We start from the raw sequence: 10,375 nt of genomic DNA, 5'->3' as shown, positions 1-10,375 counted from the left end.
CCAGCCGAGACCGGTGGCGACCGCGATCGCGCCCAGCCCGGCGACGGCGAGCTGCCGATGCTGCGTGGTCGTGATGTCCTGTGCCTCCGCGTACGGAACGGCGACCGACAGGCGGGCGCGCGTCGCCTCGACCGGTGCGGTGACGGCGCGGTAGGGGACGTCGCCGACGGTGACGGTGTGGGCACCGAGGTCGAGTTCGGGAAGCTGCGTCGGGGTACTGGTGCGCACGCGGCCGTCCTTCTCGGCGCGGATCGTCACCGCGAACGCGCCGGCGTCGCCGAGCGCGGGCAGGAACAATCCGGCGGTCCCGGCGTTGGCGACGAGAACCTGCGCGGCGGTGTCGAGGCGGCGATCGAGCTGGGCGAGGTTGTTGCGGTCGATCTCGATCGCGACGAGCACCCCGAGCACGCCGACGACCACGGTCGTGCCCAACGCGGTTGCCGCCGCAACCCGCGCTCGAAGTGAAAAACGGTGTGGCATCAAGGTTCTCGCATCACGAACCCGACTCCGCGCACGGTGTGCACGAGTCGGGGTGCGCCGCCGGCCTCGAGCTTGCGGCGCAGGTATCCGACGAACACGTCCACGACGTTCGTGTCGGATGCGAAGTCATAGCCCCACACCAGCGACAGCAGGCGGTCGCGGGGCAGCACGATCCCGGCGTTGCGTGCCAGCACCTCGAGCAGCTCGAACTCGCGTTTGGTCAGTTCGACCGGCACCCCGGCGAGGTGCACGCGCCGACCGGCGGGGTCGAGTTCGAGGTCACCGACCCGCACGGTCGCAGAGGGAACGCCACCCCGCCCGCGTCCCCCGCCTCGCCCGCGACGCAGCATCGCCTTGATTCGTGCAACCAGTTCGGCGAGCACGAACGGTTTGGTGAGGTAGTCGTCGGCGCCGGCTTCGAGACCGGCGATGCGGTCGTCGACGGCACTGCGGGCGCTGAGCACGCAGATCGGGATGTCGTCACCCGCCTCGCGCAGCGCGGTCACCACGCCGGTGCCGTCGAGGATCGGCATGTTCATGTCCAGGACCATCGCGTCGGGCCGCTGCTGCTCGACGACCGCGAGCGCGTCGTGACCGTCCGTGGCGGTCAGGACCGCGAAACCGGACAGGCGCAGTCCGCGGCGCAGCGACGCGAGCACGTCCTCGTCGTCGTCGACGACCAGGACGGTGGCGTGGGCGCTCATGTGGGCATTGTGCCCCGTGCGTTCGCATCCGGGGCGGCGCCGAGCATGGACAGCACCAGTGCGACGTAGTTGCCGGCGAGCGCGTCGATGTCCATGCGGCCGGGCTGGTACCAGCGGGAGACGTCGATGCCGAGCGAGAGGATCGCCAGCGCCGCGGTGGGGACGTCGCCGACGGTGAACGCACCCGCGTCGACGCCGCGCTGGATCTCCTCGCGGATCACCGCGTCGGTGGCCCGCCGGATCTCCGCGATCTCCCGGTAGTGCTCGTCGGTGAGGGCGTGCAGTTCGTACTGGGCGACGCGGCACATCGTGTGGTGTTCGGCGTGGATGCGCACGAACCGGTCGACGATCGCGCGGATCCGGTCGACGGGAGTCTCCGCACCGGCGGCGGCCGCGGTGATCGAGTCGAGGACGAACCGGTGCCCGATGCGGCTCGCTTCGAACAGCACCTCCTCCTTGGAGGGAAAGTGCACGTAGAGCGCGGCGGGGCTCAGCCCTGCACCGACCGAGATGTCGCGGGTGGTCGTGGCGTGGTAGCCGCGCCGGGCGAACGAGTCCACGGCCGACAGCACGAGGCGCCGCGCGACGTCTGACTTGACGCCGGTCAGGGCGGCGGGGTCGCCGGGCCCGGCGGTGGTGGCGGTGCTGTCGGTCATGGTTGTCCGTCCTGGTCGATCGGGGTGCTCATTGACATCATGCACCGTCACCGGTTTACTAAGTGAGCGCTTAGTCGTCCTGAAAGGATAGCCATGCCCGCTCCCGTCCTGTCCCGGCGTGACCTCGACTTCCTGCTGTACGACTGGCTCGACGTCGTGTCGCTGACCGGCCGCCCCTACTTCGCCGAGCACTCCCGCGAGACGTTCGACGGCATCCTCGACCTCAGCGCCGACCTCGCCACCAAGCATTTCGCCACGCACAACAAGAAGGCCGACGCCGAGGAACCGCGCATCGGCGAGGACGGGCGCGTCGAGATGATCCCCGAGGTCAAGGAGGCCCTCGACCAGTTCTCCAAGGCCGGGCTGCTCTCCGCGAGCTTCGACGAGTCGCTCGGTGGCACGCAGCTGCCGGTGACCGTGCTGCGCGCGGCGATGGCGTGGTTCCAGGCCGCGAACGCCGGAACCTCCGCGTACCCCTTCCTCACCGTCGGCAACGCCAACGTCATCGCCACCCACGGCACCGAGGAGCAGGTCGCGACGTACGTTCCGTCACTGCTCGAGGGCCGGTTCTTCGGCACCATGTGCCTGTCCGAGCCGCAGGCCGGCTCGTCGCTCGCCGACATCACCACCAAGGCCGTCCCTCAGGACGACGGCACCTACCGCCTGACCGGCACCAAGATGTGGATCTCCGGCGGCGACCACGAGCTGACCGAGAACATCGTCCACCTGGTGCTCGCGAAGATCCCCGGCGGACCGGCCGGCGTCAAGGGCATTTCGCTGTTCATCGTCCCGAAGTTCCTCGTGAACGCCGACGGCACGCTCGGCGAACGCAACGACGTCGCCCTCGTGGGCCTGAACCACAAGATGGGCAACCGCGGCACCACCAACACGCTGCTGAACTTCGGCGACGGGTCCTTCACCCCCGGCGGGCGCGAGGGGGCGGTCGGGTACCTGCTCGGCGAGGCCAACAAGGGCCTGTCGTACATGTTCCTGTTGATGAACGAGGCGCGCATCGGCGTCGGATTCCTCGCGACCGCCCTCGGCTACACCGGGTATCTGCAGTCGCTCGAGTACGCGCGCACCCGCACGCAGGGCCGTCCGCTCGCCGACAAGGACCCCGCCTCCGCGCAGGTGCCGCTCATCGAGCACGCCGATGTCCGCCGCATGCTGCTGGCGCAGAAGGCATACGTCGAGGGTGCCCTCGCGCTCGGGCTGTACTGCTCCAAGCTCGTCGACGAGGAGCGCAGCGCCGCGGACGCCGACGCCCGCGACCGCGCCGGCCTGCTGCTCGACGTGCTCACCCCGATCGCGAAGTCGTGGCCCTCGCAGTGGTGCCTCGAGGCGAACAGTCTCGCGATCCAGGTGCACGGCGGCTACGGCTACACCCGCGAGTTCGACGTCGAGCAGTTCTACCGCGACAACCGGCTCAACCAGATCCACGAGGGCACTCACGGCATCCAGGGCCTGGACCTGCTCGGCCGCAAGGTGATCATGAAGGGCGGTGCCGGTCTGGCGCTGCTGGGGGAGACCATCGCCGCGACCGTCGCGAAGGCGCGGGCCGCCGGCGGCGCCGCCGCCGAGTACGCGCAAGAGCTGGAGGCGGCCGTCGTGCGCGTCGGTACCACCACCGCGAAGCTGTGGGCGGGCCGCGATCCCGAACTGGCGCTGGCGAACTCGTCGGTCTACCTCGAAGCGGTCGGACACGTGGTGGTCGCGTGGATCTGGCTCGAACAGCTCCTCGCCGTCGGCGACCGCGAGGGCGCCTTCTTCGACGGCAAGCGCGCTGCCGCCCGGTACTTCTACCGTTTCGAACTGCCGAAGACCGGACCCCAGTTCGACCTGCTCGACAGTCTGGACCGCACCACGCTCGACGTCTCGCCCGAGGTGTTCTGAGCTATCACCATGGCACGGTGAGAGATTCGCCGACCGGGAGCGCATGCCACCGGTCGGCGTAATCGTCGAGTCGTCCGACGATCTGCTCGACGACGGGTGGAATCTCGTTGCGGGTGACGTACGCGGGCAGAGATTTCGCGAACCCGCGCCGCACCTCCCACACCGGAACGGCGATTCCCGCCAGCTCCTCCGATCGGCCCATGTCCTTCTTCGCCCGATCGGAGAGCTTGGCGCCCTTGGACTTCCGGTGACGGGCGGCTTTCGCCCGCTCGGCGGGATCGGCCGGCCAGAACAGGCCGTTGTCACCCGCCGCGAGCTGCCCGAACACCCCGAGTTCGATACCGGCCACCTGCTCGACGAGCAGATGCACCAGGTCGTGCGGCAGATAGGGATGACCGCCGGGACCGTTGCGCGGAGCCAGCACCGCACCGGTCCCACGATGTACGGCGATGTCGTAGCTGGTGCCGGGACCCTTGGTGAACACAACCTGCATGCTCGTACGGTAGATGCCGCGTGCACCGGCACGCACCCGAATTACCGCCGTCAGGCCGAGGCGCGGTCCACCAGCAACGTCAGGGCGTGACGCACCGTCTTCGCCAGCACCTTTTCCGGATCGCCTTCGAAGTACCGCTCCTCGTAGCGGGTGCCGCCCGGTCCGGTCGTCGCGAAACACACTGTGCCCGGGGGACGTCCGTCCTGCGGGTCGGGTCCACCGGCTCCGGTGACGGCGACGACGAGATCGGCATCCAGCAGCCGCGCCGTGTGCTCTGCCATCGCCCGCGCCGCCGCCTCGCACACCACCGGACCCTCGGGCACCTTCAGCAGACCGTGCTTGACGGACCGCGAATACGCCACGATGCCGCCGCGGAACCATTCCGAGCTTCCCGGACCGGCGCCGAGTCGCGAGGCGATCGCCCCCGACGTCAGCGACTCCGCGCACGCCACCGTGTACCCGTGGGCATCCGTGAGGTCGGCGAGCCGCTCGACCAGTTCCTCGGACTGCCGCGTGCCGTCCGCCACGTCACTCATTCGAGTCCCCTTCCCGGTGTTCGGACCGGACCCACCGGCCCAGCAGTGTTCCGTCGTCGTCGGCCAGCAAGTGCTCGCGTCGCATCGACGTCGGCGCCGACACCGGGGCGGTCGCGATGCGACCCGCCGAACCGGCCGCCAGCATCGGCGCGAGCGTCAGGCACAGCTCGTCGACCACCCCGTCGGCGATCAGGGTGCCGAACAATCTCGGGCCACCCTCGCACAGCACCCGGCGCCAGCCGGCGTCGGCGAGCGCCGAGACGAGGCTGGTGCCGTCGATCTCGTGGTCGGCGACGACCCGCACGTCCGCGCCGGCATCGATCAACGCGCGACGCTTCGCATCGGATACCCGGGCACTGGTGAACACAACCGGCGGCACGAACGTGTCGGTGAACAGCCGCATCTGCGGATCGAGATCCCCCGACGCGGTGACCACCACGATCGGCGCGATCTCGGGCAGCCCCGCCGCTGCCCGGCGTTCGCGCAGCGCCGGGCTCGTGCGTGCACCCCCGTAGTTCTCACCCCGGGCCGTGCCCGCCCCGACGACGATCACCTCGGCGAGCTCACGCAGCATCCCGAAGACCTTCTTGTCGGCCGGGGTCCCGAGCCCGCCGGAGCGGCCGTCCACCGCGACGGCACCGTCGAGCGACGACACGAAGTTGACGCGGATCCACGGCCCGTCCGATTGCGGGGGATAGGCGTACAGGGCGCGCAGGCCGGCGTCGTCGAGTGTGCGGGCGGGATCGATCGGGTCGTCGAGGCGGCGCATCCTCCGATCAGATCACGGGTATCCGCGGTGCCGCCAGCTATCCGCTGGTCCGATCGTCGGGAAGGATGGCTGGCCACCGAGCGGATACGAATTCCACAGGCGGCGCATCCATCCACAGATCGCCGCGGATCACCGGTTCACCGGGGAAAGCGCGCGTCGTCGTGCGGCACGCTGGCGGTCATGGCAGAACCGCTGTTCCGACGCGACGCTCTCGCTGCCGGCCGTACCGACGCCGAACTGCGGCGGGCGGTACGACGCGGCGACCTCGCACGGCTCACGCCCGGCGTCTATCTCGACAACGAGGGACTACGGCACCTCGACGACGTCGGTCGGCACACGATCTACGCGCGGGCCGCGGGGGCGAAGCTCGGGCCGGCCGCGGCGATCAGCCACATCTCCGCCGCCGTCCTGCACGGGTTCGACGTGTGGCGTACCGACCTGGGGCAGGTGCACGTCACCAACGGGCGCGACGCCGGAGGGTATCGGTCGGAGACGCGCGACGTGCACGCCGGGAGGCTCGACGGGGACGTCGTCGAACTCGACGGCGTGTGCGTCACGTCCCCGGCTCGTACCGTCGTCGACCTCGCCCGGACGGTGAGCGAGGACGAAGCCGTCGTGATCGGCGACAGCGCCCTGCGTCGCTACCCGGACCTGTGTTTCGACGGTCCGCTCGACGTGCCGCGAACCGGGATTGCCGCAGCCCGGCGCGTCGTAGGCTTCCTCGACGGACACAGCGAGAGCCCTGGCGAATCCCTCAGCCGGCTGCGGTTGCGCGACAGCGGCATACCCGACCCCGACCTGCAGCGGACGATCCGCACCCCCGGTGGCGTGTTCGTCGCGCGCGTCGACTTCTTCTGGGAGCAGTGGGGGATCATCGGCGAGTTCGACGGCATGGTCAAGTACGAGGAGGTCGGCGACGTCCGCGCCGAGAAACGGCGAGAGGACGCGTTGCGCGACCTCGGGTTCGAGGTGGTCCGCTGGACCTGGCCGGAGCTTTTCCGCTTCGAGACGGTCGTGGCGCGGTTCGGGAGGGCACTCCGCCGTATCCGCTCGGCGCCCAGTCAGACGCTGTGACGATCGTCGGGAAGTTTGACCGGGGACCTAGCGGATGTCGGGAGAGCCGTCGTCACGCGTCGTGGCCGGCGTCGATGTCGCGTACGTCGCGGAACGTCACGAGGTCGGTGAGGTCGCTGCGGAGTTCGCCTTCGTCGGGGGCGAGCAGGAAACCGACATGGTCGCCGAGTTCGAACCGGCCGAGGATCTCGCCGGTGAACCAGGCCGCGGCATCGTCCAGGATGGGCAGCCCGTGCGGACCCTCGCTCCAGCGGCAGTGCGCGAACTTGTCCACCTCGTCGCCGGTCTCCCCGCCGAACAGCGTGGCCAGCGACAGGTTCCGCTGGTCGAGGACGTGCACGGCGAGATGGTCGGCCGCGGTGGCCACCCGGAACGTGCGGTTCTTGTCGGACAGGCCCACGAGGAACCGCGGTGGGTCGATCCCCGCCTGGGTGGCGAAACCGACCAGGCACCCGCTGCGTTCGTTCGCCGCGCGCGTGGTCACCACGAACATCGGATAGTCGAGGCGGTCCACGATCGCGGAGAACCCGTCGCTCGAGCCGCTGATGGGATCGGACATCGCCGCATCGTACGTCGGATCGAGGCCGGGCGCGCGCGTTTGATCGGCCGCCGAGCGCGGGTACTCACGCTGCCATGACGGTCGACGAAGGTTCGGGACGCACCGGTGGGACGGTCGCGCCCGACGATCCCCGCAAACCGGACTCACCGACGGATCTGACGAAACCGTCGTGGAAGTACGTGATCCGCAGGACAGTGCGCGAATTCGGCCGCGACCAGTGCACGGACCTCGCCGCCGCGCTCACCTACTACGCGGTGCTGTCGCTGTTTCCCGCGCTGCTCGTGGTGGTGTCGCTGCTCGGCGTGGTCGGGCAGGGACGATCCACGGTCGACGGAATGATGCAGATGGTCGAGGAATTGGGTCCCGCCTCGGCGGTGGACACCCTGCGTGAACCGGTGGAGCAGCTCGTGAACGCTCCGTCCGCCGGGCTCGCGCTGATCATCGGTATCCTCGCCGCGCTGTGGACCGCGTCGGGCTACGTCGGCGCGTTCGGCCGGGCGATGAATCGCATCTACGAGATCGACGAGGGCCGGCCGGTGTGGAAACTGCGGCCGCTGATGCTGCTCGTCACGGCGCTGGCGCTCGTCGCCGCCGGCGCGACCGCCGCGATGCTCGTGATCAGCGGTCCGGTCGCGCGTGCCCTCGGCGATGCCGTCGGGCTCGGCGACACCGCGGTCACCGTGTGGAACATCGCCAAATGGCCGGTGATGCTCGTGCTCGTCGTGGTGATCGTGGCGGTGCTCTACTACGTCACACCCAATGTGGCGCAACCGAAGTTCCGGTGGCTCAGTCTCGGATCGGTCATCGCGATCGGCACCTGGATCGCAGCCTCGGTGATCTTCGCGTTCTACGTCTCCAACTTCGGCAGTTACGACCGCACGTACGGTTCGCTCGCCGGTGCGGTGATCTTCCTGCTGTGGCTGTGGATCACGAACCTGGCGCTACTGTTCGGGGCCGAATTCGATGCGGAACTCGAGCGCGGCCGCCAGCTGCAGGCCGGCATCGCCGCAGAGGAGTCGCTGCAGCTGCCCGAGCGCGACACCCGGGTGAGCGAGAAGAACGACGCGAAACTGCAGGAACTCGTCGACTACGGACGACAGCTGCGCACCGGCGCCGGTCACGACACGGAAGGACCCCGCCGCTGAGCAGCTCTCGGCGGCGGGGCCCCTGCGTCTTCTGCTCTAGCCGCCGAGCTGCCGCTCCAGCGCCTCGAGCACCGCGGGGTCCTCGATGGTCGAGGGAACCGTGTACTGCTCGTGATCGGCGATCTGCCGCATGGTCTTCCGCAGGATCTTGCCGGAGCGGGTCTTCGGCAGCGCCTGCACCACGGTCACGTCGCGGAAGGTTGCGACGGCGCCGATCTGTTCGCGGACCATCGCGACCAGTTCCTGCCGGAGCGTCTCCGGATCGATCTCGACGCCGGCCTTGAGGACGACGTAGCCGCTGGGCCGCTGGCCCTTGAGCTCGTCGCGGATGCCGATGACCGCGCACTCGGCGACCGCGGGGTGCGACGCCACGACCGCCTCCATGCTTCCTGTCGAAAGGCGGTGTCCGGCAACGTTGATGACGTCGTCGGAGCGGCCGAGGACGAACACGTAGCCGTCCTCGTCGATGTACCCCGAGTCGCCGGTGAGGTAGTAGCCGGGGAACGTGTCGAGGTAGGAGCGGCGGTAGCGGTCCTCGTCGCGCCACAGACCGGTGAGGGTGCCGGGCGGCAACGGTAGCGCGATGACGATGTTGCCCTCGGTGCCGGCCTCGACGGGCTTGCCTTCGCCGTCGACGATTTCGACGCGGTAGCCCGGAACCGGGACGGTGGGGGAGCCGGCCTTGAGCGGCATCGGTTCGAGGCCACGCAGATTCGCTGCGATCGCCCAGCCGGTCTCGGTCTGCCACCAGTGGTCGACGACGGGGCGGCCGAGGACGGCGGTCGCCCATTCGTAGGTGTCCGGGTCGAGACGCTCGCCGGCCGCGAACAACGTCCGCAGCGACGAGATGTCGTACTTCTTCAGCTCCTCGGCGTTCGGATCGGCCTTGCGGACGGCGCGGATCGCGGTGGGCGCGGTGAACAGCGCACGGACACCGTATTCGGAGATGATCCGCCAGAACGCGCCCGCGTCGGGGGTGCCCACCGGCTTGCCCTCGTACATCACGGTCGTCGCGCCGACGAGCAGCGGCCCGTACACGATGTAGGAGTGGCCGACGACCCAGCCGACGTCGGAAGCCGTCCACCACACGTCACCGGCGGAGATGTCGTAGATGTTGCGCATCGACCAGGTCAGCGCGACCGCGTGACCGCCGTTGTCGCGGACCACACCCTTCGGCTTCCCGGTGGTCCCCGAGGTGTACAGGATGTACAGCGGGTCGGTGGCGGCGACCGGGACCGGATCGGCCGGTGTGGCGTCGGCGACCAGCTCGTCCCAGTCGAACCACGCCGCCGACGAGGTCTTGTAGTCCGCGGCCGAGCCCGGGATGGACTCGCGGTCCTTGACGATCACGGTGTGCGGCGGGGTCTGCGACAAGCCGATCGCCTGTTCGACCATGGGGAGGTATTCGACGGTGCGGCCCGGCTCGAGACCGCCGGACGCGGTCACCAGGAGCGCCGGTTGCGCGTCGTCGATACGGGTGGCCAGTTCCTTCGCGGCGAACCCGCCGAACACCACCGAGTGCACGGCGCCGATGCGGGCGCACGCGAGCATCGCGATGGCTGCCTCCGGGATCATCGGCATGTAGACGATGACACGGTCCCCGGCGACGATGCCCTGGTCACGCAGCACGCCGGCGAACACGGCGACCTCGTCGAGCAGCTCGGAATAGGTGTAGGTGCGCTTGGCCGGGACCATCGCCGAGTCCCAGATCAGCGCGGTGCGGTCGCCGTGGCCGGCCTGCACGTGCCGGTCCAGTGCGTTGACGCTGGTGTTGAGCGTGCCGTCCGGGAACCAGCGGAAGCTGGGCGCTTCGGAACCGTCGAGAGCCCGGGTCGGTGCGTTCACCCAGTCCACTCCGCGCGCGGCGTCGAGCCAGAATGTCTCCGGGTCTTCCACACTCTGCCGGAACGCCTCCGCGTACGAGCTCATCGATTCGTGTCCTTCCTCCACACAGCACTGTGACGCCGAACACCTTATGCGACCGAACGGTGCCCCGGGCGCCACCCCGCGGTTCCGTGCGGGTGCCGTGCGCCGGACGGTCCGAATCGGTCGACGAGCGGGTGGCG

General features: G+C 69.6%; 10 protein-coding genes and 1 pseudogene. 3 read left to right on the top strand and 8 right to left on the bottom strand.

The annotated features are described in order from the left end of the window. The 3 genes and pseudogenes from ACN675_RS13940 to ACN675_RS13930 form a co-directional block, all read right to left on the bottom strand. A pseudogene (locus ACN675_RS13940) lies at positions 1-480 on the bottom strand (two-component sensor histidine kinase); the annotation flags it as partial. Next, complete coding sequence (locus ACN675_RS13935; RefSeq protein WP_420751404.1) at positions 480-1,184, bottom strand: response regulator transcription factor; 705 nt, start codon at positions 1,182-1,184, stop codon at positions 480-482. The gene ACN675_RS13935 and the pseudogene ACN675_RS13940, both read right to left, overlap by 1 nt. Then, positions 1,181-1,840, bottom strand: coding sequence for a TetR/AcrR family transcriptional regulator (locus ACN675_RS13930; RefSeq protein WP_420751403.1), 660 nt, complete (start codon positions 1,838-1,840; stop codon positions 1,181-1,183). Before ACN675_RS13930 ends, ACN675_RS13935 begins: the two co-directional genes overlap by 4 nt. Before the next feature lie 93 nt (positions 1,841-1,933). On the opposite strand from ACN675_RS13930, the gene ACN675_RS13925 reads away from it, so the two are divergent. After that, positions 1,934-3,733 (top strand): acyl-CoA dehydrogenase, encoded by a 1,800-nt coding sequence (locus tag ACN675_RS13925; protein ID WP_420751402.1) that lies wholly within the window; start codon positions 1,934-1,936, stop codon positions 3,731-3,733. 4 nt (positions 3,734-3,737) lie between these two features. On the opposite strand, the gene ACN675_RS13920 is transcribed toward ACN675_RS13925, so the two are convergent. From ACN675_RS13920 to ACN675_RS13910, 3 genes are read right to left on the bottom strand one after another with little or no spacing between them, the layout of a single operon-like run. After that, positions 3,738-4,226, bottom strand: coding sequence for a hypothetical protein (locus ACN675_RS13920; RefSeq protein ID WP_420751401.1), 489 nt, complete (start codon positions 4,224-4,226; stop codon positions 3,738-3,740). A gap of 50 nt (positions 4,227-4,276) precedes the next feature. Further along, entirely contained in the window at positions 4,277-4,762 is a 486-nt protein-coding gene (locus tag ACN675_RS13915; protein WP_420751400.1) for a CinA family protein, read from the bottom strand. Then, on the bottom strand, positions 4,755-5,531 hold the full coding sequence (locus ACN675_RS13910; RefSeq protein ID WP_420751399.1) for a pyrimidine reductase family protein: 777 nt from the start codon (positions 5,529-5,531) through the stop codon (positions 4,755-4,757). Before ACN675_RS13910 ends, ACN675_RS13915 begins: the two co-directional genes overlap by 8 nt. Positions 5,532-5,711: 180 nt before the next feature. Between ACN675_RS13910 and ACN675_RS13905 the strand changes: the two genes are divergently transcribed. Continuing rightward, complete coding sequence (locus ACN675_RS13905; protein ID WP_420751398.1) at positions 5,712-6,605, top strand: type IV toxin-antitoxin system AbiEi family antitoxin domain-containing protein; 894 nt, start codon at positions 5,712-5,714, stop codon at positions 6,603-6,605. A 52-nt stretch (positions 6,606-6,657) separates the two neighbouring features. Here the strand turns inward: ACN675_RS13905 and ACN675_RS13900 are convergent, their stop codons facing one another. Then, positions 6,658-7,164 carry a flavin reductase family protein gene (locus tag ACN675_RS13900; protein WP_420751397.1) on the bottom strand — a complete coding sequence of 169 codons (507 nt, stop codon included), beginning with the start codon at positions 7,162-7,164 and terminating at the stop codon, positions 6,658-6,660. Positions 7,165-7,238: 74 nt separating this feature from the next. On the opposite strand from ACN675_RS13900, the gene ACN675_RS13895 reads away from it, so the two are divergent. Beyond that, positions 7,239-8,309 (top strand): YihY/virulence factor BrkB family protein, encoded by a 1,071-nt coding sequence (locus ACN675_RS13895; protein WP_420751396.1) that lies wholly within the window; start codon positions 7,239-7,241, stop codon positions 8,307-8,309. Positions 8,310-8,345: 36 nt separating this feature from the next. Here the strand turns inward: ACN675_RS13895 and ACN675_RS13890 are convergent, their stop codons facing one another. After that, a complete protein-coding gene (locus tag ACN675_RS13890) occupies positions 8,346-10,259 on the bottom strand; it encodes a propionyl-CoA synthetase (RefSeq protein WP_420751395.1) in 1,914 nt (637 codons plus the stop codon). Positions 10,260-10,375: the final 116 nt, after the last annotated feature.

Origin of the sequence: Rhodococcus sp. O3, assembly GCF_048897285.1 — a bacterium.
Taxonomy (GTDB): domain Bacteria; phylum Actinomycetota; class Actinomycetes; order Mycobacteriales; family Mycobacteriaceae; genus Rhodococcus.
Note: the sequence above shows the minus strand (reverse complement) of the source record. Positions and strands in the feature narration are given on the sequence as shown.

Excerpts from the sequence above, each read along its gene's own strand:
- ACN675_RS13910 (WP_420751399.1), bottom strand. The coding sequence starts at position 5,531 with ATGCGCCGCCTCGACGACCCGATCGATCCCGCCCGCACACTCGACGAC.
- ACN675_RS13935 (WP_420751404.1), bottom strand. The coding sequence starts at position 1,184 with ATGAGCGCCCACGCCACCGTCCTGGTCGTCGACGACGACGAGGACGTG.
- ACN675_RS13925 (WP_420751402.1), top strand. The coding sequence starts at position 1,934 with ATGCCCGCTCCCGTCCTGTCCCGGCGTGACCTCGACTTCCTGCTGTAC.
- ACN675_RS13920 (WP_420751401.1), bottom strand. The coding sequence starts at position 4,226 with ATGCAGGTTGTGTTCACCAAGGGTCCCGGCACCAGCTACGACATCGCC.
- ACN675_RS13930 (WP_420751403.1), bottom strand. The coding sequence starts at position 1,840 with ATGACCGACAGCACCGCCACCACCGCCGGGCCCGGCGACCCCGCCGCC.
- ACN675_RS13915 (WP_420751400.1), bottom strand. The coding sequence starts at position 4,762 with ATGAGTGACGTGGCGGACGGCACGCGGCAGTCCGAGGAACTGGTCGAG.
- ACN675_RS13900 (WP_420751397.1), bottom strand. The coding sequence starts at position 7,164 with ATGTCCGATCCCATCAGCGGCTCGAGCGACGGGTTCTCCGCGATCGTG.
- ACN675_RS13905 (WP_420751398.1), top strand. The coding sequence starts at position 5,712 with ATGGCAGAACCGCTGTTCCGACGCGACGCTCTCGCTGCCGGCCGTACC.
- ACN675_RS13895 (WP_420751396.1), top strand. The coding sequence starts at position 7,239 with ATGACGGTCGACGAAGGTTCGGGACGCACCGGTGGGACGGTCGCGCCC.